General features: G+C 37.3%; 25 protein-coding genes and 1 tRNA gene. 10 read left to right on the forward strand and 16 right to left on the reverse strand.

Features of this window, described 5'->3' with window-relative positions:
- Position 1 precedes the first annotated feature (1 nt).
- The 3 genes from DD649_RS12110 (at position 2) to DD649_RS12120 (ending at position 3,283) form a co-directional block, all read left to right on the forward strand.
- Complete coding sequence (locus DD649_RS12110; protein WP_294107266.1) at positions 2-1,447, forward strand: tagaturonate reductase; 1,446 nt, start codon at positions 2-4, stop codon at positions 1,445-1,447.
- 134 nt (positions 1,448-1,581) lie between these two features.
- Positions 1,582-2,499, forward strand: coding sequence for a GntR family transcriptional regulator (locus DD649_RS12115; RefSeq protein WP_294107267.1), 918 nt, complete (start codon positions 1,582-1,584; stop codon positions 2,497-2,499).
- 259 nt (positions 2,500-2,758) lie between these two features.
- A complete protein-coding gene (locus tag DD649_RS12120) occupies positions 2,759-3,283 on the forward strand; it encodes a DNA starvation/stationary phase protection protein (protein WP_294107268.1) in 525 nt (174 codons plus the stop codon).
- A 115-nt stretch (positions 3,284-3,398) separates the two neighbouring features.
- Here DD649_RS12120 and DD649_RS12125 read toward each other — a convergent pair whose 3' ends face one another.
- The gene (locus DD649_RS12125; protein WP_294107269.1) at positions 3,399-3,896 is read right to left on the reverse strand and encodes a hypothetical protein; all 498 of its coding nucleotides are present in this window, start codon (positions 3,894-3,896) and stop codon (positions 3,399-3,401) included.
- Positions 3,897-4,097: 201 nt separating this feature from the next.
- A complete protein-coding gene (locus tag DD649_RS12130; protein WP_294107270.1) occupies positions 4,098-6,362 on the reverse strand; it encodes a TonB-dependent receptor in 2,265 nt (754 codons plus the stop codon).
- Between the two features lie 449 nt (positions 6,363-6,811).
- On the opposite strand from DD649_RS12130, the gene eptB reads away from it, so the two are divergent.
- Positions 6,812-8,464: a kdo(2)-lipid A phosphoethanolamine 7''-transferase gene (gene eptB, locus DD649_RS12135; RefSeq protein WP_336430803.1), complete on the forward strand. Its 1,653-nt coding sequence runs from the start codon at positions 6,812-6,814 to the stop codon at positions 8,462-8,464.
- Positions 8,465-10,089: 1,625 nt separating this feature from the next.
- Here eptB and DD649_RS12140 read toward each other — a convergent pair.
- The 10 genes from DD649_RS12140 to DD649_RS12185 form a co-directional block, all read right to left on the reverse strand.
- Positions 10,090-10,434 carry a reverse transcriptase domain-containing protein gene (locus DD649_RS12140; RefSeq protein WP_336430804.1) on the reverse strand — a complete coding sequence of 115 codons (345 nt, stop codon included), beginning with the start codon at positions 10,432-10,434 and terminating at the stop codon, positions 10,090-10,092.
- A gap of 44 nt (positions 10,435-10,478) precedes the next feature.
- Positions 10,479-11,027, reverse strand: a complete 549-nt coding sequence (locus DD649_RS12145) for a fimbrial protein (protein WP_336430805.1) — start codon at positions 11,025-11,027, stop codon at positions 10,479-10,481.
- 10 nt (positions 11,028-11,037) lie between these two features.
- Complete coding sequence (locus DD649_RS12150; protein ID WP_294107274.1) at positions 11,038-11,571, reverse strand: fimbrial protein; 534 nt, start codon at positions 11,569-11,571, stop codon at positions 11,038-11,040.
- Positions 11,571-12,128: a fimbrial protein gene (locus DD649_RS12155; RefSeq protein ID WP_294349702.1), complete on the reverse strand. Its 558-nt coding sequence runs from the start codon at positions 12,126-12,128 to the stop codon at positions 11,571-11,573. Before DD649_RS12155 ends, DD649_RS12150 begins: the two co-directional genes overlap by 1 nt.
- A gap of 10 nt (positions 12,129-12,138) precedes the next feature.
- Positions 12,139-12,771: a fimbrial protein gene (locus DD649_RS12160; RefSeq protein WP_294107276.1), complete on the reverse strand. Its 633-nt coding sequence runs from the start codon at positions 12,769-12,771 to the stop codon at positions 12,139-12,141.
- A 44-nt stretch (positions 12,772-12,815) separates the two neighbouring features.
- Positions 12,816-13,556 carry a fimbria/pilus periplasmic chaperone gene (locus DD649_RS12165; RefSeq protein WP_294107277.1) on the reverse strand — a complete coding sequence of 247 codons (741 nt, stop codon included), beginning with the start codon at positions 13,554-13,556 and terminating at the stop codon, positions 12,816-12,818.
- 102 nt (positions 13,557-13,658) lie between these two features.
- Positions 13,659-16,211: an outer membrane usher protein gene (locus DD649_RS12170; protein ID WP_294107278.1), complete on the reverse strand. Its 2,553-nt coding sequence runs from the start codon at positions 16,209-16,211 to the stop codon at positions 13,659-13,661.
- Between the two features lie 38 nt (positions 16,212-16,249).
- On the reverse strand, positions 16,250-16,810 hold the full coding sequence (locus DD649_RS12175) for a fimbrial protein (RefSeq protein WP_294107279.1): 561 nt from the start codon (positions 16,808-16,810) through the stop codon (positions 16,250-16,252).
- Positions 16,811-16,856: 46 nt separating this feature from the next.
- Positions 16,857-17,381 (reverse strand): fimbrial protein, encoded by a 525-nt coding sequence (locus DD649_RS12180; RefSeq protein ID WP_294107280.1) that lies wholly within the window; start codon positions 17,379-17,381, stop codon positions 16,857-16,859.
- Between the two features lie 183 nt (positions 17,382-17,564).
- Positions 17,565-17,924 (reverse strand): helix-turn-helix domain-containing protein, encoded by a 360-nt coding sequence (locus DD649_RS12185; RefSeq protein WP_336430806.1) that lies wholly within the window; start codon positions 17,922-17,924, stop codon positions 17,565-17,567.
- Positions 17,925-18,602: 678 nt separating this feature from the next.
- Between DD649_RS12185 and DD649_RS12190 the strand changes: the two genes are divergently transcribed.
- A complete protein-coding gene (locus DD649_RS12190) occupies positions 18,603-19,799 on the forward strand; it encodes an FKBP-type peptidyl-prolyl cis-trans isomerase N-terminal domain-containing protein (RefSeq protein WP_294107282.1) in 1,197 nt (398 codons plus the stop codon).
- Between the two features lie 15 nt (positions 19,800-19,814).
- Positions 19,815-20,888, forward strand: coding sequence for an SEL1-like repeat protein (locus DD649_RS12195; protein WP_294107283.1), 1,074 nt, complete (start codon positions 19,815-19,817; stop codon positions 20,886-20,888).
- A gap of 195 nt (positions 20,889-21,083) precedes the next feature.
- On the opposite strand, the gene DD649_RS12200 is transcribed toward DD649_RS12195, so the two are convergent.
- Positions 21,084-21,842: a YnfC family lipoprotein gene (locus tag DD649_RS12200; RefSeq protein WP_294107284.1), complete on the reverse strand. Its 759-nt coding sequence runs from the start codon at positions 21,840-21,842 to the stop codon at positions 21,084-21,086.
- Between the two features lie 317 nt (positions 21,843-22,159).
- On the opposite strand from DD649_RS12200, the gene DD649_RS12205 reads away from it, so the two are divergent.
- Complete coding sequence (locus DD649_RS12205) at positions 22,160-22,537, forward strand: nitrogen fixation protein NifS (protein WP_294107285.1); 378 nt, start codon at positions 22,160-22,162, stop codon at positions 22,535-22,537.
- 117 nt (positions 22,538-22,654) lie between these two features.
- Here the strand turns inward: DD649_RS12205 and DD649_RS12210 are convergent.
- Positions 22,655-22,742, reverse strand: a tRNA-Ser gene (locus tag DD649_RS12210).
- A 182-nt stretch (positions 22,743-22,924) separates the two neighbouring features.
- Between DD649_RS12210 and tusE the strand changes: the two genes are divergently transcribed.
- Positions 22,925-23,254, forward strand: a complete 330-nt coding sequence (gene tusE, locus DD649_RS12215) for a sulfurtransferase TusE (RefSeq protein WP_294107286.1) — start codon at positions 22,925-22,927, stop codon at positions 23,252-23,254.
- Positions 23,255-23,260: 6 nt separating this feature from the next.
- Here the strand turns inward: tusE and DD649_RS12220 are convergent, their stop codons facing one another.
- Entirely contained in the window at positions 23,261-23,539 is a 279-nt protein-coding gene (locus DD649_RS12220) for an acylphosphatase (RefSeq protein ID WP_294107287.1), read from the reverse strand.
- A 220-nt stretch (positions 23,540-23,759) separates the two neighbouring features.
- Here DD649_RS12220 and hspQ point away from each other — a divergent pair, with 220 nt between their 5' ends.
- Positions 23,760-24,080, forward strand: a complete 321-nt coding sequence (gene hspQ / locus DD649_RS12225) for a heat shock protein HspQ (RefSeq protein ID WP_294107288.1) — start codon at positions 23,760-23,762, stop codon at positions 24,078-24,080.
- Positions 24,081-24,174: 94 nt separating this feature from the next.
- Here the strand turns inward: hspQ and DD649_RS12230 are convergent, their stop codons facing one another.
- Entirely contained in the window at positions 24,175-24,588 is a 414-nt protein-coding gene (locus tag DD649_RS12230) for a CoA-binding protein (protein ID WP_294107289.1), read from the reverse strand.
- A 112-nt stretch (positions 24,589-24,700) separates the two neighbouring features.
- On the opposite strand from DD649_RS12230, the gene DD649_RS12235 reads away from it, so the two are divergent.
- On the forward strand, positions 24,701-25,159 hold the full coding sequence (locus tag DD649_RS12235) for a methylglyoxal synthase (protein ID WP_294107290.1): 459 nt from the start codon (positions 24,701-24,703) through the stop codon (positions 25,157-25,159).
- Positions 25,160-25,167 lie beyond the last annotated feature (8 nt).

Below are 25,167 nucleotides of genomic sequence, written 5' to 3' on the forward strand. Positions count from 1 at the left end.
AATGAAAATATTAAATCGTCAAGATTTTTTAGGGAAGAATTATCCAACTCGTATTATTCAATTTGGTGAAGGCAATTTTTTACGTGCCTTTATAGGTTGGAGTATTGATATTTTAAATGAAAAAACTAAATTTGATGCAGGTATTACTGTTATTCGCCCTATTAATACGGATTTTCCACCATCATTAAATACCCAAGATGGTCTTTACACTACCATTATTCGTGGTTTAAATGAAAATGGTGATAAAATAAGTCAGTCTAGGCTGATCCGTTCTGTCAATAATGAAATAAATCCTTATAAAAATTATGATGAATACTTAGCTCTCGCTCAAGATAAAAATATCCGCTTTGTCTTTTCAAATACGACGGAAGCCGGTATTAGTTATCATGAAAATGATAAAGTGAATGATAAACCACCAGTCAGTTTTCCAGCTAAACTTACCAGACTTCTGTTAGAGCGATTTAATCATTTTAACGGTGCAGCAGATAAAGGCTGGGTTATCATACCTTGTGAGTTAATTGATTATAATGGGGATGCCTTAAAAGCATTAATTTTACGTTATGCGCAAGAATGGCAGCTACCCACCGAATTTATTCAATGGATAAACACTGCAAATACCTTTTGTTCTACACTCGTTGACCGCATTGTCACCGGTTATCCAAAAGATGAGGCTCAACAATTAGAACAAGAGCTGGGTTATCATGATGCTTTTTTAGATACCGCCGAATACTTTTATCTATTTGTTATCCAAGGTCCTGAATGGTTAGAACAAGAATTACACCTTGATAAATACCCAATGAATATTCAAATAGTTGATGACATCAAACCTTATAAAGAACGAAAAGTAGCCATTCTAAATGGTGCTCATACCGCAATGGTACCTATTGCTTGGCTATGTGGGTTAAATACGGTTGGCGAGGCCATGCAGGATGATGATGTTAGGGAATTTATTGAGAAGTTATTAAGTGAAGATATTATTCCTGTTTTAGATTTACCTGAAAACCAATTACGCGCTTTTGCTGAAGCAGTTACAAGTCGTTTTCAAAATCCGTATATTCAACACCAGCTCCTTTCTATTGCATTAAATAGTATGACAAAATTCCGAACTCGTATATTACCTCAGCTTATTTCGGGTATGAATAAAGGTTATATTTCAGAACGTTTAAGTTTTGCTCTTGCAGCACTACTGGTCTTTTATCGAGGACAGCGTTTTGATGAGTTTTATCCCTTACAAGATGATGATATATGGTTAACACGTTTTACTGAGTTATGGCCACGTGTTGGTAATACACTTGATTCAAAAGAATTTGTTCGTATTATTCTTTCTGATGAAAATCATTGGGAACAAAATTTAAGTAAAAATGACAAACTGGTTGATAAAGTTGCCCTACACCTTGATGCTATTTTGCAACAAGGCATGAGAGAATCAATCAAATCATTAAAATAATCACCTATTCTACACGCGACTTTAACTGTAACTTAAATAGCGTGTAGATATCTTTTGTTACTATAGATCTTTATGATTTAGCGATAAGAAAATATAAAATTACTCGCTCGCAAACTGGAATTTTAAATATTGTCATGGCAAGAACGCAAAATTTACGACATAAAGTCATTAATCAATTTATTGATGCAATTCGTCATCAGTATATTTGTTCGCCGCTACCTTCCCAATCAGTACTTGCAGAAATGTATAATGTAAGTCGCACGACAGTTCGCCATGTATTAACCTATCTCACTCGGCAAAAAATATTAGAAAATATTGGCAATGATTACGTCATTATTAGAAAACCTAACGATGAAGACCTACTTGATACCATTGTTGATCTACCTGATATACAACTCAATGAATTTGAATCCTTTTTTTACAAGTTAATCCAACAAAAAGAACTTAAGCCTGGAGATAACTTTACTGAATTGCAACTTGCTCATCGAGCCAACGTTAGCCCTGTCGTTGTCAGGGAATTTTTACTGCAATTTTCTCAATATAATCTCATTGAAAACTTGCGTCGTGGGCTCTGGAGCCTTAAAACTTTTGAACAGGATCACGCAGAAAAATTATTTGAATTACGTGAACTACTCGAAACCTATGCACTCACGCGTTTTATGAATTTACCCGCTAATGATAAACGTTGGGTACAAGCTAAAGAATTATTATTTCAACATAGAGAATTAAGAGAAACTATTGTTGATAATTATCGTGCTTTTTCTGATTTAGACCGTAAATTCCACACCTTGCTTCTCTCTGCTGCGGAAAATCCATTTTTTGACCAATCATTAAATATGGTTACCATTATATTCCATTTTCATTATCAATGGGACGATAGCGATCTACGTGAACGTAACGCTTTAGCCATTGAAGAACATATGACAATTTTAAGTGCCATCGTCAGTCACAATGACTTACAAGCAATGAACGAGCTACGCAATCATTTATATACGGCAAAACAATCAATGAAGCGCTCCCTTCAAACATCAATAGCTCAACCCTCTAAATAGTGGGATTCAGATAAATTATTCACTATTCCTCCAATTTTATTTTTAAATTGAATAATTGATATACATCAATAAAAAAACAATTTCTTCTCAAATTTAATTTAAAAGGTACATAATAAATATCAGTTAGGGCTAAGTAGGTAGCTATACTATTTTGTCCGGTGATTGTGTAAAACTTATCTATACTTAATATTAGCTATACTTAATATTAGATAGATAAACGAGCATCACAAACTAATCCAAACATATTTAGGAGTGAATAATGAGCAAAGCTAAAGAATTGCAAATCCGCCCACTCAAAACACCAACTGACCTCTCACCTGAAGCGACTAAAGATATTAGTGCCGCTATGAATGCGATATTGGCTGATATTTTTGCTATTTATCTTAAAACCAAAAATTTCCATTGGCACATGAGTGGACCGCATTTCCGTGATTATCATCTCCTATTGGATGAGCAGGGAGAACAATTGTACGCAATGACAGATCCTATTGCTGAACGTGTACGTAAAATTGGTGGCGTGACGCTACACTCCATAAGCCAGATATCTAAAATGCAAAGAATAAGCGATAACAACGCTGAATATGTTGAACCTTTGGATATGTTAGCTGAGCTATGTGAAGATAATAAACTGCTTGCTGCTGAATTTAGAGAAGCCCATGAGGTCTGTTCACAGTATGGTGATTATTCAACTACTAGCTTAATTGAAAACTGGATTGATGAAACCGAGCGCCGTGTTTGGTTCTTATTCGAAGCTTGTCGCGAAGCAAAAACTTCTGGTCATTAATTCTATTACCTTTTTAAGCCACTTTACTTGTATGTAAAGTGGCTTTTCTCTTAGGCGTCAAATTACTATTTGCAATATCAACCGATAATATCAGTTAATCTCTTGTCATTTAAACTTAAGGATTGTGGTCATCGTCATCGTGATTATGATCTTTATGACTATGCAGTTCTAATTCGGTTTCACGTCTTTGACATTCAGTTAAATACTGTATTGAGTCTGCTTTTCCCGTCTTCGGATCAACATAATAAAAACCTACTGTATTTTGCTCAGGTGAAAATACCTCAATGGCACGCCCATCATCATAATAAAGATCGCCTTTACTAATCATTACCTTAAAATCTTTAATACTTTCAACCTGCCTTTGCTGTTCATTTTTCGTCATCGTATAGCCAGTATAATCACCACCATCAAATTTCATGATATGTAGTGTATTATCAATTAAATAAACTCTTGCTGTCGTCGCAGCAGTAGGGAAAGTAAATAAGCCATTTCTCTCCCGAGATATCTCATTAAACGATTGATCAATAGAACAATCAAAAGCACGTTCTGAACGAATAAGATTACAACCAGACAGCAGAAGCGTTGAAACCAATAACATCCCTATTCTTTTCATATATTCCCTTATTTATTCAATCGCTTATTTGACAGTTAACTATACTAGCTAATTTGATTTAGCATTAAAGATACCACCCATAAGCTAAACTTTCATCCAAAAATGAAAATCAATCTAAGATAAACTGTTAATAAAAGTAAAATATATGTCACTGAACCACCTTAAGCATTTAAATACTTAAGGTGATTTTATCAAAAATAATTAAAAATTAGCTTCTATACCAAATCTAAACGTTCTGCCTGGAATTGGCATATAAATTACCGTACCTGGGTCAAAGGCATATCGGTTAGTCAAATTATCAATATTGAAATTTAAGTTAATATTTTTTTGAAGATAGTATTTACCAAAAATATCCATAGTTGTTGATGAGTAAAGTTTTTCAACTGGTGCTGCTGCCGTGCCCGCTAACCATTTTTGAGGATAATCTTTTCCTGAGTTATAACGCACTCTTAAACCTGTTTGTAATTTTTGGTCGAACATTTTGACGCCAACAATTCCCGAAACAATCTTTTTCGGTGGTATTCTAGACGGCGATAATCCCCAAGAAAAACCCACTGAATTACACGCTGATGGTAATCTGCCAAGTTCCATTTCATCTGCCGAACATAGCTCAGAGTTATTATAAAATGTCGCATCTAATGAACCGAAAGCATAATTAGAATCATATTTCAGCTCGACTTCATAACCAGAGAGTTTGAAACTATCATAATTTTTAGTCACTACATAAGGTGAGGACCAATCATCTAATTTAGGATTCACCCCCTGAGATAAATAACCCTTTATATTATTATCGAAATACGCGACACGTAATGACGTGGTATCTTCATCCAAAATAATATTTTTTTTCTCTACATTAATACCCAACTCAAATGATTTAGCGTGCTCAGGTCTTAATGGTACATTCGGGCTATAAGAGTATGTTTGCCCTGAAACGGTACTTTCAAATAAACTTGGCTCTCGATAACTATCTGAATACTTTGTATAGACATCAAGCTCATTGGTTATATGAAAACGAACTTCACCCATTAAATCATTCTTAGGTCCGTAACTGCGACTTTTCCCTTCAATATGGTCATCAACTTCAAATGAATGTATTCGCCAACCGGCAAGTGTTGTGAACCAATCATTTCTATATTCGATATTCGTAAATGCCGACGTATTTGTTCCTTTTGCATCTCGCGTGACGGATGGTAGCTCTTCACCTTGTAAAGTCCCATTAGGTGTCCAAATTGGCTGATATCGCTTACTTAGTGGTTTAGACTTTTGAACCATATATTCCACACCATAAGTAATATCAATCGGATAGTTAGCAACCTGAGAGGTATTCTCTAGATTAAATCCTATTCTTTCATCTGAATATCTGTGTTGGTATTGGTCGCCATAATGAGCGGTCACATCCTCAGTTAAGCCATTTCGCTGATTGAATGTTCCTTTCGTCCACCATAAACCTAAATTCATATCCACCAAAATTGAGTCTGGCTTATATGAGTAGTTCATAGACGCCGTATCAACTTCCGCGCTTCCAAGCGACCATTGGGGCATTCTTCCATCACTTTGGTACCAATAAGCGGCTAAAACCTCTCCGGCTTTTTGTTCATGTCGACGATAATTCAGTTCCAAGCTAGCGTCTGGATTAAAATAGATATTTGTTTTTAATAAAGTCGATTTACTTTCATAACTGGTATTAACGACCTCTTGCCCTGGTAATATAGGGGCATTGGTATTTTTATATTTTGAATAACCGTGTTTACCTGCAAAGAAATTACCCTGAGTTCTATCACTATAGGCAATTAAAAAATCAAATTTTTCATTTCTAAATGCAGCTCCCGCAGTATAAGAACCATTATTAAAATGAGTACTTTGCAGATTTTGTGAAGGCCTATAGTTGCCTTGAAGGCGGTTATCTGAACTGATTGTTGGTCTTACATTATTATTATATATATTACCTTTAAATAAGAAACCGAACTGGTCGCCTTGAGGAATAATACTATTGGCAGAGAGTGTTTTTAATTTCACCGTACCACCAATTGCGCCCCCTGAGAATTTGCTCATGGAAGCCCCTTTTTCTATATCAATAGTATCGACTAAATCCATATCAATATAAGTTCGGTCTGAGCTTCCTTGGTAACCACGCCATGTATTGGTTGATTGTAAGCTACCATCGATAACAATCGGTACTCGCCCATTACCTTGTAGCCCTCTGATCCCTATATCGAGTGCCCCAGCCTCATTTCGAGCGTTATTTATTTGTAATGATGATTCATTTGCAAATACATCAGAGTTAGTTGTTCCTCTTATTGTACTAATATCCCCAGTATTAATATGTTTACTGTCAGATTTTATTTTACTTGCCGTCACTGTAATTTTATCTTTTACTGATGATGATGTATTTTCATTTGCATATACTGAAGCCGATGTGTACAAAATAGCCAAACCAACTATATTTCGTTTAGTATTAAATCTCATTTAAGTAATGCCTTTCATTAATCAATTACCATTTATTTGGTGTAATTGAATATTTGCCAATAGATTAAATTTAAGTTCTTAGTGTTATAACCACACAATTTAAGCGTGGTTAAATTTCCAATTTATTATTCTTAATTAAGCTAATTTGAGATATGTTCTAGATATAACGAGTGCTTTATAATTCAAGCGAATAATATACCCATATGATAATAATTATCAACATGATAATGAATCTCATTAACATTAAAGTTTCTATTGTTTATTAAATAAGAGTTTATTTACATAGGTGTTTATTTAAAAAATTTCACTTAACTCTCGAATAATAACTATGCAATAATTAAGGGAATTGAAATGGCTCACCTAATTGATCAGTGAATTAGCTTGAACTTAACACTAAAGTCGCACTCTAATTTTCTTTTGCGATTAAAGTGAATAAGTGATGAGTTTAAATGCATAAGGGTCTGTTATTAAAAGTAGTGAGGAGTGATATTGCGGTTTCGATAACCCTTGCAATTTATCTTGGTTTTTTCTTAAATTTTTCTGTTTATATTTCAAGATTTCATTCACAGATTTTACTCAATGAAAACAATGGTTACCTATACTTAATAGCTGAAATTATCGTCAATATCTTGTTTTCATTTTTTCTGTTTAGGCTGATTGCACTACTTGGAATATTTAGCTTTAAGCTCTTATACACATTAATTATATTAATCAGTATTGCTATCAGTTATTACATTACATTTTATGATGTTGTGATTGGTTATGGCATTTTAATCTCAACCCTCACAACGGATATTGATTTGTCTCAGGAAGTCGTTGACAATAATTTCTTCATTTGGACTATTTTACTCGCTATTCCACCCGTCATACTCATTTGGTTTACCCAAAAAACAGTACTAAACAAAAAGAGAAACCGCCTATTAGGGCTATTTACCTTTATCCTCATTCCGCTACTTATTTTTAGCTATATCAAGCTCGTCGATTCTTATCAAAAAGAAAGTGAGCGTGAAAAGAACATTGATATATCAAGCTATGGTGGTGGTATTGGCTACTCTTATTTGCCGACAAATTGGATGATCCCATTAGTTCAATATGGGATTGTCAAATATGATGACAATTTCAATGAAACGAATCTGTTAGATCCTTTTGAAAAATTCACTTATACAGCAAACGAAAAAAATAAAGATGTTTATGTGGTATTTGTGATCGGTGAAACCGCGCGTTGGGATCATATGCAGTTATTAGGCTATCAAAGAGAAACTACCCCAAGACTCTCGAGTGAGAAAAATGTAGTAGCCTTCAAAGGAACCTCATGTGATACCTCAACCAAATTATCACTAAGATGTATGTTTGTGCGTGAAGGTGGCGTAAAAGATAACGAACAACGTACTGTCATCGAAAATAATGTTTTTTCTGTTATGAAACAACTCGGGTTTTCATCCAATTTATTTTCGATGCAAAGTGAAATATGGTTTTATAATAAACTTGATGTGGATAATTATCTTATTCGTGAAATGATCACATCGAAAAATAGCTCACGTGGGCAGGAAATTCATGATGAATTATTACTAGATGAAGTCGATAACGTGATACAAGATAAAGTCAGTGGTATGAATTTAATTATCCTCCATACCAAAGGTTCGCATTATCTTTATTCAAAACGTTACCCTGCTGAATTTAAGAAGTTCATGCCTGAATGTATCGACAATGCCGCCAAATGTTCAAAAGAGCAGTTAATTAATTCATATGATAATTCAATTCTCTATACGGACACGGTAATCGCTGATCTTATTGCTAGATTAAAAGATAAGAATGCCATTGTTTTTTATACGTCTGATCATGGTGAGTCTATTGATGAAAATAAAGGGCTACACGGCACCCCGCGCAAAATCGCCCCTATTGAGCAATTTAGAGTACCGCTGATTGTCTGGATGTCGGATACCTATATTGCAAACAATCAAAGCTTGTATAACAACCTAAAACTCAATAGCCAATCTCGCACATTCTTTCATCACGAAATTTTCGACAGTCTCTTAGGCTGTTTAGGTTATACCTCTCCTAATGGCGGAATTAATAATAAAAATAATCTTTGTTTTAAGTGATTTGATTTTATTAATGCTCAAAGCCTCTTATCTGCATGAATATGATAAGAGGCTTTATTTTTATGTGACTGATTTTCTGTAAGAAGTTTTTCAAGGTTGAGTATATAGACAAGTTTTATCGAGTTCACACGGTAGCAAATTTAAGCTTCTATATAAGAAGCTTAAATTTAGAGAATGTCATAAGAATCCGTTATTAAAGGGTATGCCTTATATATCTTGTTCAATTGACACTTCACATGTTTACACAATCGATTATTTATCTACATATTATAGATTGTTTCATTTTTGATATACCGCGTCACCGATATTCGATTCAAAAAACTAGTCAACCAATATATTAGGATAAATAATTCTATCATCAACCATATTGTTTAAAAGATTCATACTCGTTGAATGTACATCTAGCTTATGTCGTGTTTTCTCAAACAGAATACTTATTTTGTACGTTTTCGAACCGTTCTAGAATTTTATCGAACCGAATAACAAGTGTGGGCAATAATGCAATGTTCAATCAGGCTCCGCTTGACTCAATGCCATATTCGTCGGTAATTTACGCAGCTAGACTGAGACATACCCGCAAATTTTCTAATTCGTGGCTAATAAAAAAACACGTATAATATGAAATTGCCGCTAAAGTCCCCTGCGCTCTTAGGAACCGAAAGAGTAGAGGAAAGATTAATTGTAGTAGGGATACCCGCTCTCACCGTCGTAGTCAACGAAGGATTAGAACCCGTGGCAGTTTGTCCGTCAGCAGCGATCTCGATAACTGACTCTATCGTTCCACCATTCGCGTTAGACAAAGTCACCCGATTATTTACAAGATCATCGCTCCCTATCCGCATGGTAGCCGCTGAGTCACATCCGACAGTCCCTGGGCGGGACAAGCGATTTGGTGCAGCACCCAAACTAAGGACACCATGGTTCATTTGTGAGTTATCAAGGTCGACATAGCAATTCACGGGAGTAACGACAGTCCCCCCATCATTCACAGCACTCGATAGAGAACATGTCCGATCGAGTTCGTTCCCGGTACTATCGAGTTCGCTTACGCACAATCTAACAGTAGATGGATGCCACGTGTCCGGTTGATACGTATAAGTATTAGCCGGGTAAAAGGTACCACCATCCAAATTAAATGCACCAAATTCGGTGATCAGTGATTTAACCATCGTGCTGCAATCTGAACGTCCGAGGGAACCCGCAACGGTACCACCACTCGCCGACGATGAGGCGACATAAAAGGGCGGAACCAGATTAAATCCGGGGATGGGGTTACCGTAAATGCTCCACGCTGATGCCTTGAATTCATATTCCAAACGACAATATGTCCCGGGCACGGAAGGAGTATACGATCCCACAATGTTAATACCTACGGAGTGCATCCCATCGTACGATAGGCTGGTACATTCCCAAGGAGGACTTCCGGCTCGCGGAGAACACAACTTACTGGCATTCTTTCCATTCCATGCGTTCGGAACGAAGTTTATTACACCAGAGACAGACTCGAACGCAAACGCCAGCGCGAGAACGCCCAGCAACCCAGATAATCGTGTCATTTCAACCTTCCGAAATATTGATGAAAATTAATGAATAAAACGTGCACTAGCTGGTTTGAGATATACCAATCAACTAGATTGCCCATAAAGCCGCAAGCGTTTTTCTTTTTCAATTTGTCGTTCTTTCGCACGCGTTAATGAACGTGGTGAACGTGTTATTTCTGTTGACGTAAACCGTTGCCCTAACCAATCAAATCCTTTATCAATTCGACCCATTTGAGTCTTATCGGGATGACAGATAAAGCCGTCTTGCGCCAAAAAATCTTGTAATACTGCAATTGAACGTTTTAAGGGCCAGCGCGTGGGCGATAATAATAAGAAATCATCCATATATCTTTCATAAAAAATGCCTCGACATTCACTTAGTGTCTCATCCATAGAAAATAAATAACTACCTCCTATTAGTGGACTCAATGCACAACCACTGATAAGCTACGTCGCCAAACTTCACCCATAATTCACTGATACATCAAGGTATAAGTTAGCGTAGCGCTAAACCAACCTGGTTTAATGGTTTTATTTTCCATCGCGTTTTGATCCGCTTTCAAATAAGCACGTAGCTTAATCACCATATCGCCATCTTTAATCGGATATACCGGCTCAACCTGTGCATTGTTAATGGGTAATGCCGCCCCGCTCATGGTTTCTAAACCAATCACCACACCAGAAGCTTCACTGTCAGGATTAAATTTCAATAGACCATCTGCCGTAGCATTTCCACTAAACTTAGCTGAAATGGTATTCCCCAAAGAGGTATCGCAATCATCTAAATAGAATTCAAACTCTTGGTCACTATAAGCACCACGTTGCCCTGTATAGAGGTCTTTAGAGTTGATATTCTCACCAAAATACACATATCCATTTTCAGAGCCCGGGTTTACCGTGCAAGGCAATGCAATTAATTTACCGCTATATTGAATTGTATTGCTGCTATCAGCCCAGCTAACAGAAGGTAATGCGCCCACTAAGGCTAAAATAAAGCCACTCATTAAATAATGCTTTTTCATTATGATCTCCTTAGGGGTACAGCATTTGCACTGTCGCGGTAGCCGTAAAATCACCTTCACGTAAAATAGTCGCAGGGTTTGGATCACGAATAGGCACGGCGTAGAGAGGCAAGGTCGCTGTTCCGTTACTCGACATGGTCATCTTTGTCCCCGTATTAGGTCCGATGACGACACCGTTGTGGTAAAGACGAATCCCTAATCCATTGATATTCGTTCTCAGTGCTTTTGCATCATAAGAGGCAACAAATGGGCTCATATACTGAAGATATAAGGCAACTGCATTACCCAAGTCAGGGCCACACTTCAAAGTTAAGGTAAAATCTTGTTGATAATTAACACCATCAACTTTAGTAATACCAATTTCACCAAACTGCACTTTAATTGGCTGATTAGCTCCATCAGGCCCAGCAACATCACAAGGTGGGTTTTCAATTAAGTTGCCTGAAAAATTTACCTCAACCGCCTTTGATGGGTTGTAACTCAATAATGCTGCGCTACCGATAAGACCTAGCGCCAAACCTCTATATTTATTTGTCATCGACATTATTGATACTCCACACTCAAAGTGCCTGATGCGGTAAACTCACCACCGCGTATCCCGCCGACATCGCTCGGTACAGCAACCGCCGTTAATGTAGGCTTACTGGCATATCTAAAAGGAAACCAATTATTAAGTTTTAACTGCTGACCATTCGCATTAATCTGAATGGCTAAATTGTTATCAGTCGTTTTTAATTTACCGGCTACTTTAAAGGTACTATTAGGAACAGACATGGCATCTACTCCCGTAAACTGAATTTTAATTGCTGGGTTATCTGCCGCATCTTCACAATTAATATTGTAATTAATTGGGGTTTCTCCGTATGAGCCACCATCGATTTGATTAATAATCAAATCAGGGAATACAACCGAAACTGGTGCGCCTGGCGCTGGGCCATAAATATCACAGGTTTTTTCCACTACTGTCACTTTGACTTGAATAGTAAAAACCTCAGCAAAACTTTGCCCACTTGCCAGTAATAAACTACTGGCAATCAGGGTTGAAACCATTCGCCGAGCTGGGCTTTTCGCTATAATTGGTTTGATTAACGACTTCATCATCTGCCCCTTATTACTCGTAAATCATTTCAAAAGCGATGAGTGCAGAATAAGCACCCGGCTCCAATGGGCCAGAAGTTCTTACCGGAGTCACATAATAGGTCAGTTTATCTTGTCCTGATGCTAACAATACTGGGTTACTATCTTCCCCGAGTGGTAGTGGCTGACCTTTACTATTACTCAATGCCAAACCAATTCCTGCGGCACCATTAACCTTTGCGTAATTAGGCATGAAAGGTACTGTTGGCGCTAAAAAGCGCACTTTTACCGCAGGCTGTGTCGAGCTCCAAGCGGTTTGTCCTGTTCTAATATTCTCTAATGATGTGGATGCTTCTAAACAATCCAACAATTCAATTTGAAACGGAATTGGACGTCCCTGTCCGCCTGTGCGGCTTAACTCTGCTGTTTCTGTATTACCCAATAGCACCGATTGGTAACTAGAGGTCATTGCCAATCGGCATGGACTTTCAGTTAATGAACCCGATACATTCAACACACCGTGTTGGCCATCAACATTCCAGTTATCACTAGGACGGTACAAAGCACGATTGTCATCTTGTGCAAATGCCGATGCGCTACTCATACCCGCAAGCAAACAAACTAAAAAGCTATTGCGTAGCTGCTGGGTCAGTTTTTGTTGAGTCATGGTTCTCTCCTTTCCATTCATGCCGACAGGCCTAAGATAATGTATTATTTGGTTTCAGGAACAACCTGACAGCTCGATGCCTGACAACGGAAATTCAGCTCTGGGCGACCGCCATAATCATTGATATAAGTGATTACTGGCGAATTACCCAACTTGCTCGCACTCACTCCCAAGTTTTCACTCGCAAACGGCGCAACCATGATTGGGTTAAATTCTTTGGCATCCGCTTTTGCTGTCGCACCTGCATTAATAATGGTGACATAGTATGGCGTCGGGTTTTTTAACATCACGGTTTCACCCTGCTTTTCCAGCGTTAATTTATCTTGTGCTGGAGCCGTATTCTTTTCAGGAATAATGGCTTTTGGGCGATAAAACAATTTCACTCGCGTTTGCAATGCAATTTGCAATGTATTTGGCTTGTCACTTTTTGGTGGAATTTCACGCAAATTAAAGTAGAACAGGCTTTCACGGTCGTTCGGTAACATGTTGGCAGCTGGTAATGCCTCAATTTTGACTTGGCTTGATTTGCCCGGCTCTAAACGTTGAACAGGTGGCAACACAACTAAGGGTGAATTAATTTTTTCACCTTCCGCGTTTTCCATCCAACCCTGTGCTAAATAAGGCAATTGCTTGTTATTATTTGAAATATTAAGCGAGATGGATTTTTGTCCACCCTCAAAAACGACACGTGTACGGTCCATAGAAACTGCAGCTTGTGCAGCATAAGAGTACAGAATTAGGCTAGTTAGCCCTGCAACAATACTGCGTTGAGTTATCTTTTTCATGCTGTCGTAACCTATTTAGTGACCTATTTAATAACCTATTGTGGTTGCTCGGTACTGCATCCGAGCAACCTCTTTATATTCAAAATAATTTGTTAATATTGCTTAACGTTGAGTAATTTGTTGTGCCTGCGAGCTCACACTTATCACAGGAATACACGGTAGTAATAACGCTTGTTCAAGAGAGCCTAACTGTGTCGGGAACATCACCTTACAAGCCTTGTTTTCACCCCATGTCACGGTCATTGCATCCCCCGGATTAATACCACTGATGTAGGCATTACCTGCATCACCGACGATCCCGGTATTTTGATCTTTCATATTCTTCACCTGAGCACCAAATGGTGGATGAGTCCCATCCGTTAAGCTCAATACAGTCATGGCTTTTTGCCCCGAAACCACTTCAAAACGACGGAAACCTACGGCACCTTCTGTCATGGTGGCTTGTACCACTGACTGCTGTGCATCGACGTTATCTGGCAAGGCATTCAAATCAATTTGCGCCTTACTGCGGTAATAGCTGTTCACATCACCGACAACCGCTTTACCAAACATATTTGACTCAACTGGCGCACCAAAGCCTTTGATTGGTACACCTGCAACGCCATCTGTATCAACAACCATACGTGTACCGCCCATGCTATTAACACGATGGAATCCACCGCCCTCACCAGTCATGGTGAAACCGCCCGAAGCCGATAAACCAAAGGCACTGTATTGACCATGTTGATAACTTGCGTTCGCACTGACACGAGCAATATCCGCTTGATGGTTAATAAAGGCACTGGAAGATGCACCGTAGCGACTGCTTCCCGCACTAACTTGGTATGTTGTACGGTCATCAATACGGTCATAATAAGTGGCACGGTTAGTGGTATCATTGCGACTTGCATTCAATGAATAACCGATGCTTCCGCTATTACCCCATGGGAATGACAGCGATAAATAAGCACTATCATCGTTCACACCGTTATATACACTGCGATTCGCCGATAAATTGACGCTGACGTTTTTAAGCGAACCAATATCCATGTACTTCGACAGCATCACACTGTAGTAGTCATTATTTGGGCGATCCCAATAAGTTTGGTGGTTATAATTCACATACAATGACATGCCGGCATCACGGAAATTTTTATTCAGTGAAATGGTGTATAGCTCTTTACTACCCCCATAACGCTGCCCAGTTTGTTTCGCATTCAAGTAATCTGACATGGACATAAAGTCACGTTCAGAGAAGCGATAACCGGCGAACAGTACTTGGCTATCGTACTGTTCAAAGCGTTTTGAGTAGTTAACGCGGTATGAACCACCACTGACTCTGTTTTCACCTGGCAAACGTGCAAAAGATTGCGTTGCATCGAATGAAATAGCACCAAAGGCGAGCAAGTCACGACCGATACCCATAGAAAGCGCGTTATAGTCTTGGCTATTTAAGCTTCCGCCAAACAGTGACCAACCGTTATTAATACCCCAAGAAAATTCGCCAGTTAAGAAGTTATCCCCTTGGCTATGGCGTTCATAATCAGTAGGTTGACCTAATGCCAATTTATATTGGATTTGACCCGGGCGAGTTAGATAAGGCAGGTTAGCCGTGTCTACTTGGAACTCTTGAACCGAACCATCTTCTTCTTTAACAACCACATCTAACTTGCCGCTAATCGCATCACTTAAGTCTTGAATTCTAAATGGCCCCGGAGCAACTTGGGTTTCATACAGAACGCGCCCTTGCTGGCTAACAGTTACCGTTGCATTCGTTTTAGCAATACCTGTTACTTCAGGCGCATAACCTCGTAAACTTGGCGGCATCATATTATTATCCGAACGCAAGCTTGCTCCCGTGAAGCGGAAACTGTCGAACATATTTGATTCGAGGTAATCTTCACCCAGCGTTAACTTGGCACGCAATGTTGGCACCGCACGGTAAGCATAAAAACGGTTCCACTGGAAATCTTTTTGTGTTGACGCGTTGATGCCATTCATGTGACTTAAACGCCCTTGCCAATCAGCACGTAAGCGCCATGCTCCGGCATTCACACCTACAACACCGTTACCATTCGCTTGGTAGCTATCATTCCCACCTTTACGGTATGAATTATTCACATTTCCGTTAATGTTATAGTCAGCCAGAATTGCTGGAACACCATCATCCCAACGCGACGGTGGATCCCAGTTAGGTGCGGTATATTCCATATAAGCTTGTGGAATACTGACGTACAAAGATGAAGTCGCTAAATCACCACGGATCTGCATCCCCGGTAAGCTTTCAGGATTTAAACACTGCCCGTCATGCCACCAAGTTAAATCTTTCAGTGAGGATGAAGTCAGCGCTAACTGGTTCATGTATTCAGGCGATAAACAAGCTGCGCTCCCTTCTGGATCATTTTCTGGAGCATAAAAAGGAACCTTAATTTCAGGTAGCTGCTCATCATTAACTTTCAGCGTTAATGAATAAGTACCCGGCATAATGTGACCTGCACGCGCAAACTGATTTAAATCAATGTTACTTTTGTCTTCTAAATCTAATACATCGGTATTAAATTGAATTGCTTCTGCCGCAAAAACAGGCAGTGCTACACCATGAAAGGTGAGCGCAATGACCACACTGAGTAAACGTGGTTTTGGTGAGTAAGCATTAAACAAAGACATAAGTAACATCCCTAAAGGTCAGTATCAGGAAAAAATCAGCATTTTTATTAGTAATAATCCAGCTTGAAACGAATTGCTGTTTGGTATTCCCCTGGACGTAGTGGGGTTTCATCTGAAACGAGTCTTAACCCATAATTAAGAACATGGTCTCCGGGTTTGATATCTTGTTTTGATGTGGCCAATCCAGGTTGTACTGTTTGTCCTGATGCATCTTGTAATGACAATGCGACGCCTTTTGCCGCGCCAGAAACGGTGAACCATTCGCCATTTGCTGGGCCATCAAAAGTCACCGAAAAGGTTTGCCAATTGTCGCCATCATGTGGGGTGAGTTTGCAACCAATTAAGGCGATCGAAAAAGGTTGAACTGGTCCATGTCCAACTTGGCGTAACAAACCAATTGGCAAAATACCCATATCAATAGATTGCTCATAAGAACCAGTATCGATAGCACAAGCGGTATCAACGATGCTTCCTTGCATACTCACTTTGCCCCAAATTTCGCCAGGAGCAGCTTGTGCAGGCATTAGCCACAATGCACTGATTGATAATAATGCTAGCTTTAATTGTCCACTTCGCTTCACAGTCACCTCCATTACTGAATCAGTCATGAAGTGCCGAAGCACTTCATGACACACATACGCTAATATTTAAAAATTAGTTGTATGCTAAGGTAAAGTTAGTGACTGCAGAGAAGTTACCTGGAACAACTGTTGCTCCAGCTAGACCTTTAAGTGCCGCTTGGAATTTCAGTGCATTGTCACCTTGAACGTAGTTCTGAGTACTTCCAGTATTCACTTCGATTTGAGCACTAGAAGAGTTCATGATTTTCACTGCTGCGCCAGATGCATCACCTGTGATTTGCAGTAAGCCAGTTTTTGCTGCTTGACCATCAGTTGCTTCAGTACCAGCAAAAGTAATAGTCACTTGGTTATTATTTTCTAGGTTGCAGCCTTCTAATTGGATAGAGAAAGGTTGAGCTGAAGACTCGCCACCTTTTTCTAAAGTCACGTTAGAAACTTGACCTAATTCAACAGTTTGGTTCTCTTCACCTGGAGCGATTGAACATGGAGCTTCAATGATTGAACCGTTAAAAGTGACTGTACCTGTACCTGCGTCAGCAGCTAAAGCAGATGCACTCATTGCGCCAGAAATCAAAGTTGCTAAAATAATCTTTTTCATATTGGTTACGCCTTACGATGAACGTTAAAATAGGGTGGATTTTAATTAATCCACTTGGTTAAATAATTAATGAATATTTATTTTTAATAAATAAAAATAAATAGAATACCTTCTGAGAAAAGAAAGTATTTTCTTTATTCTCAGTTAAAAAATTAAAACAAATTAATAGCTATTAATAGAAAATCAACCGACTAACTTACTCATCTTTACTGAAAAAGCATTCTCACCATGATAATACGGAACTGGAGGTAAGAATAAATTAATATAATGAGTACCAATCTCTTTCTCTACATTATTAACATTAAGGTAGACTGAACTAAAAAAACCACTCAAACTACAATCCAACTCATGTAATATAACAAAGAGTGTATCTACATTTATATTACAGACACCTCTTTCATATCTAGACACTTGTTGTTGAGATATATTTAATCTTTCAGATAATTGTTTACCACTTAATCCGCGCTTCTTCCTTAAGCGGAAAATCTCTTTCCCTACGGCTATCATAAAAATACTTTTCGATACTTCTTGTTCTACTATCATATTAGGCTCCTTACTTCAGATACAACCAACTTCTTCATTAAAGGCTGCCTGCAAGAAAATGTTTTATGCATTGCTCTGTTGGGAAGAAATTTACGTTAGCTTCTAATTAAAATCAAGCAAGGCAATAGCTATCAAGCAGTTATTAATCAAAATAAAATACCCTTAACACGAGTAATTAATGAAATTAAATCACTTTAATTCAGGAGCCTCAAGACTCCCATTATGAACATACAAATATGACTAGAATTAAAACCCAATAACATCATAAAATGACTAGAATTAAAACCCAATAACATCATAAAATGACCTCTAAGTTGATATTTTATACTTAAATTAATACTTTTTAATACATTAAGTAATAGTACGTATTAAATTCATAACAACAATGCATACTCAAAATCAATTAATCATAATAAAATCATTATGTTATAATTAATTTCAAATAAATCATTACTTCATATTTAGATATAATATTTTGTAATAACTCTAATATTATTGTAATCCCCGTTATTATTTTGAATAAAATAAGATGAGATTTTTATTTTTATTGAATATTTATTTTTTAGTTTATATCCTGATACAGTTATATTTTAACTACTAACATTATCGTCATTAAACTACTGTTCAATAAAATACATCATTAAATGAATAACACTAACGAATTTTCGAGATTCCATTATGACTAAAATTAATCACCCTAATATTAGAGCTTCAATTTATACTTCAATATTATTTTCAACACTACTCTTCCCATCATTATCATTTACTAATGAGAATCAACTTCCAGGATTATTAGAATTTGCTAATGAATATGAACAAAAAAAACTAAAGCAAGGAATAGAAAAAAATCAGCCTTACAATGAAGAACAAAGTGGAATTCAACTGCCACAAGTAAAATTGAAAATGCTAAATAAACAAATTCAAGCACTCACTATCAATGAAAAAATGTATAAGGCTCGTTTCCAACAACAAGAAAAAGAAATTCTACAAGCTAAAATAAATCGAGTTAATGACAACTTATTAGTTTTATTAAACAAGCAAAGCGTACAATTAAAATTAAAAGAACAAGAATCTTTAAAATCACAAATAGAAGAATCATTAAATAAATCAAAAAATGAAAATCTTAATTTGAATAACAATATCAAATTATTAAGTCAACGAATTGAAAATGCTGAGAAGGCACAAAAATTAGCATTGGAACAAGCTGTAGCCACGCAGCAGTTAGTGCCTCTTGAGCAACTAAAAAGTGATGAAGCCCTAAAACAAGCTTATGCGGCAGGTATCGCTATAGGACAAGATGCAATGACTATCCACAAAGAGAATCAATCTTTTGGACAAGATATGGACAAAAAAGCCTATTTAGCCGGTATCACCGATGCAATTGAAGGCCGTACATTACTTTCACCCACCGAATTGCATACAGCATTAATTGCAGCTGATTCTGCTATAACAAAAAATCGTAATGCCAAAAAAGATCAACAAGCACCAATTACAAAAGCATTTATGGCGAATTGGTCGAAACAAAAAGGTGTGGAGTCAGATCCATTAGGCTATTCCTACAAAGTGAACTATACCGGGCAGGGAAAAATTCAAGCTACCGATATGGTCAGTATTGTCGTTAAAGAATCACTATTAGATGGAACTATCGTCAATGATATGGATTTACAAGATAAATCGCTCACACTGCCATTAGATAACTATCCTCCCCTTTTCCAATCTGCCATTAGTCATTTGCAAAATCATGGCGAAATCACCTTTATCGTTCCGCCTGAATTAGCCTATGGCGATGAGGGCTACCCACCCAAAGTACCACCAGGAGCATCAATTATGTACACATTACGTATTGCAGATATAAAACCAGCACCTGCTCTTTAATATTAGGAAACAATAATGAGAATTTCCCTATTAGTCATAACGATAGTCAGTATATTGATGACCACGAGTTGTGGCGACAATTCAGATGACAATAAACCACATACAACCAATACAGTTTCAAACTCAATTAATGCCACCACAGAGTTTGACGCAGGATTATCCTATTACAATGCAAATCCGCCTAATTATGTACAAGCGGCCGAATATTTTCAGAAAGCGGCAGAGCAAGACAATATGGAAGCCCAACTTTATTTAGCCGCATTATATGAATCAGGATTAGGTGTTAATCAATCATGGCAAAAAGCCATTTATTGGTTCAAAAAAGCTGCAATGCGAGGAAGTTTACCTGCACAGTACCAATTAGGCTTAATTTATGAGAAAGGCCAAGGTGTTGAAAAATCGCGTAGTCAAGCATTACACTGGCTCAGTCTTGCTGCTGAACAAGGTGAGCCCGATGCCCAACATCAGTTAGGTTGGTTATATATGGAGGAAAGTGACAGCAACCAAGCTTCGCAACTATCTGCCATAAAATGGTTTAAAATGGCAGCCGAACAAGGCCATGCATCAGCACAAAATATGCTTGGTTGGTTATATGAAAATGGAGCAAGCGGGCAACCTGAACTTAATGAAGCATTAAAATGGTATCAAGCCTCGGCAGATCAAGACAATGCTTACGCACTTAATAATTTAGGTTGGTTTTATTGGCAAGGTAAGGCAGGTAAAATAGATAAAGAAAAAGCACTTAATTACTTTATTCGAGCAGCTGAATTAGGTGATAGCGATGCCCAACTTAATCTTGGGTTAATCTATTATCAAGGTGATGATGTCCCCATTTCAATAGAACAAGCACAAAAATGGTTTATGCTTTCAGCGGAGCAAGGTAATCCTTATGCACAATATAACCTTGGCTGGTTAATGCTAAAAGGTGAAATCAAAAATGCATCGCCACATGCTATACGCTATTATTTTCAATTAGCTTGTGATAATAGTTTGCAGCAAGCTTGTCTTGCTTTGCAATCAGATTCCCAACCACTATTCATTGGGACTCCGGAAGAAAGCGTTATCCATACTCCAAGTGTGTCCCATTAGGCATTTCTAATCGCATTAGACACGCCTCAAATAAAAAATGATTTTAAACCTTTATCAGTATGGTTTTGGCTATAATCTTGTAACCAAAACCGTACAAATTCGATTACCAACTCAACAAAAAATATTATTTTACAATGCATTAAGATAAACAATGATCAATTCAAAACGGTATTTATTATTAATGAAACAATGTTATTAATAAAACAATGCTTCTGTGGTGCTATTTTTTAACAATTTGATGTTCTTATCTTCTGAGTTCAAGGTTAAAACAAAATTACATTTATACGCAATATTCTGATTATCATAGCTACATTTAGAATCCACTTGCAGAATAACCTGCCCTAGAACCAATATTTCCATAAAGAAATCAAATGGTTTTTGCATATCTTTCCCATAAGTCATTATGGTTTCAGAAATGACTTTATTATCTTTATAATATTTTATCGTTGTTGGCAGTTTAAACTCGTTGTAATTATTTTCGCTAAACTTTTCCTTGGTATCAGCAAGCACTGAACCAATGATAATCCCATCTTTATTATATTGATAAATCAACTCACCATTAATATCTTTTCTGGATAATATCATACAGTTATTACCTATAGTCATTTCGATAGGACCAGAGGTATCGGTACCAACTAGTTTATTCTTGACTCTTTTAACAACAAGATGATTATTCAATCGACTAAGATACTCATCTTGTTTTTGATTTAAGGTAAAGCTCTCTACACAGCCATCACGCCCAATGGTTAATAATGACTCATAGTTAATCGAATTATCTTCATTATAAACAACAGCTTTAACTTCTTTAACATTCCCTTTAACTGGATTAAAATCATATAGTTGTGCCATATTAAAGACAACAGGATTATACTCTTGCTTTTGAAATGCCAAAGATTCAAAAGATATAAAAAAAATAGTTAATTGTATAATTGGCAATAAATATTGATTACCCATTTAATTTCATACCTCAAAACAACTCATATACTGTGATTTATTTTAATAATCATCGTATTAGCTTATTACAAATACGAGTAATTTTCTTCTAAAAATCAGAAATTTATTCAAACAAAAATAGATGGCAAAAAATTAAGATAGATTAGCATTTTATTTTAACCCCCCATTATTTTTCGATATTTTGGGGATTAAAAAACTATAAGAGATATAATTAAAATAATTAATCTTAATTAAAACCATAATACAGCACTATCTGATTGATAATAAAAAAATTTTTACGTTTTAACATATACAACTAAAATCATTAAGGATCTTTAATGGGAAAAAAAATATTTCTAATTCATAACCCAAGTCCTACTCTTGGAAGAGTAACGTATCCATGGGTAAACGGCTCGAGTATTGTAGCCAGATATCTCTCAGGTAATACAGTTGATAACTATTTATCAGCGTTACAAAAAGAGATAGATGTAAAAAATTTGGATTGGAAAGCTTACTGTGATGACACAGAGTCAGATATAGAAAAACTGATTTCCCAAAATGCAGATCTTCTCGTTTGTGTCCCTGGTCTAAAGTACCAATTTAATGAAACAGGGTTTGATAAAAATAATATTATCTACCTCAGCACAATGGAATATGCCAATAATGTCACTACAGCTGTTATAAGCAAGATAGTAAAGCTAGATAATAGGCAATAAAATCAACACATGCCTAGCCTTAACTTAACACTATCTAAATTGATTAGGTTTTGATTTTTTTGAGTTTAGATTTACTTAGAATTGAACAACGTTCAGAATTGATACTAGAAGTGAAGATGGCGGAGGAGGAGAGATTCGAACTCTCGGATGGTTTCCCATCGGCGGTTTTCAAGACCGCTGCCTTCAGCCGCTCGGCCACCCCTCCGCAATGACGAGCACTATAAACATCCTCGCATTCAATGTAAACCCCTAATTAAATCATTCGCCTTAAAAATAAACACTTAGCATACTGATGGGTGAAATTATCAACATTTATCACTTGCGCCTTGGGTTATGAGTCAATTTTTGCTAAATTTATGCTCTACTTTTGTTTGGATTGAAATAAGTATGTTGGTTTTTAACAATCAAGAAATTGAAACAGATGCACAAGGCTATCTACTTGATAGCCAACAATGGAGCGAAGAATTAATCCCGCTTCTGGCTGAGCAAGAAAATATCGAGCTCACTAATGAACACTTAGAGATTATTCGCTTCGTTCGCGCTTTTTATTTAGAGTTTAATACCTCTCCAGCGATTCGGATGTTAGTAAAAGCCGTTTCACAAAAATTTGGTGAAGAAAAAGGAAATAGCCGCTATTTATATCGACTATTTCCAAAAGGACCGGCAAAACAAGCCACAAAACTTGCAGGTCTTCCTAAGCCAGTTAAGTGCATCTAATAAACGTTAATAGCGGACAGTAAAATCCGCTATTGCTTCTGTTTGCCAATCTTCACTAAAAAAATGGTCTATTTTTGCACCGGGCGGGCCCCCGGCGTTTAACCACTCATCCACAAAGTCTATATCCTGCTCATTTCCATAGATAGCTAACTTGACACTTCCATCGTCCCTATTACAAACAAAACCTTTTATGCCATTTTGATTCGCCCAATGATAGGTTTGATAACGAAAACCCACCTCTTGAACACGACCATAAATATAAAAATAGCGACCTGATACTGTCATAATAGTCTCCTGTATTAGAGCATAATATAGCGATACCTTCTTTTAGCAGTTGTCTTTTCTGGATTGAGCAGATAATCTAATTTCTGAGGCACTGCTTTTCATCGTAACGTATAAAGACAGTGTATTGCGTTATTGATAATTGTCCATATATTAGCTTGAAAACGCGAAACACTGCCCATATATAGATTTAAAGTACAAGCAAGGCTTATAGGAGGTCGCTATGATGATCACCAGTAAATATGGAATCGGGCAACAAGTAAGACACAAACTTCTTGGTTATCTTGGGGTCGTTGTTGATGTGGACCCTGAATATTCGCTCGAACAACCACATGATGATGATATCGCATCTAACACTACGTTGCGCGATCTACCTTGGTATCATGTTGTTATGGAAGATGACAACGGAGATGCTGTTCATACCTATTTAGCGGAAGCTCAAATTACCTATGAAGCTTTTGGCGACCATCCGGAACAACCGTCGATGGATGAACTAGCAGAATCAATAAGATCGCAATTATTAGCACCGCGCTTACGCAACTAACTAACCTGTGGGTTGGTATCTAAAATTACTCGTCAATGATAAATAGTAAAGCAGTTAATCGAACTGCTTTACTTCATCATATGTTCAAAAAGTATTATTTCTCAAGACCTAATGCAGGAATTTCTTGTTTTGGACATTTATCCATTACAAACTGCATTCCTGCTTGTAATGCAATTTGCTTAGCCTCTTCGCTAATAATCCCTTTTTGCAGCCACAATACTTTTGCATTCACGTCGACGGCTTCTTTTGCTACACCAACGGCCGCATCTGCGTTACGAAATACATCAACCATATCAATTTGTTGAGGGATGTCACTTAACTGAGCATATACTAACTGGCCTAATAAATATTGGCCTGCTAATTTAGGACTAACAGGTATAACGGTATAGCCTTGATGCAATAGGTATTCCATCACCTCATAACTTGGTCTATCTTCGCGGTCACTAGCACCCACTAAGGCAATTATATTTACATGCTTTAAAATTTCAGCAATTTCTTGATCTCTCATCAAAATATCTCCCAAAATCAGTAAACTATTCACCTACATTATGATATATCTTGTATCTAAATGCTCATTCGTTTTTAAAGGCGAAATCATGCCTTTTATTTAAGGGAATATCATGGAATCAACGACCCGTAAATTAGCCGAATCAAAAAATATCGCACTGGTTGCCCATGACCATTGTAAACCTTCCTTACTCGCTTGGTCCAAAAAAAATAGTGAACGACTTCAACTACATAAATTATTTGCGACAGGTACAACAGGGACTCTCATTAGCCAGCATACAGGTTTACAAGTCACTGGTATGCTTAGTGGCCCGATGGGAGGAGACCAACAAATTGGCGCAATGATTGCAGAACAAAGAATTGATTTGCTAATTTTCTTTTGGGACCCTCTAAACGCAGTCCCACATGATCCTGATGTAAAGGCACTTCTACGTTTAGCAACGGTATGGAATATTCCCGTTGCCACTAATGCAGCAACAGCAGATTTCCTTATCACATCACCTTATTTTGATAGCACAATTGATATCGTGATCCCCGATTATCAAAGCTATTTAAATAAACGAACAACTTAATTTTACGC

The sequence above is a fragment of the Providencia sp. genome, from assembly GCF_003533305.1.
Classification (GTDB): Bacteria; Pseudomonadota; Gammaproteobacteria; order Enterobacterales; family Enterobacteriaceae; genus Providencia.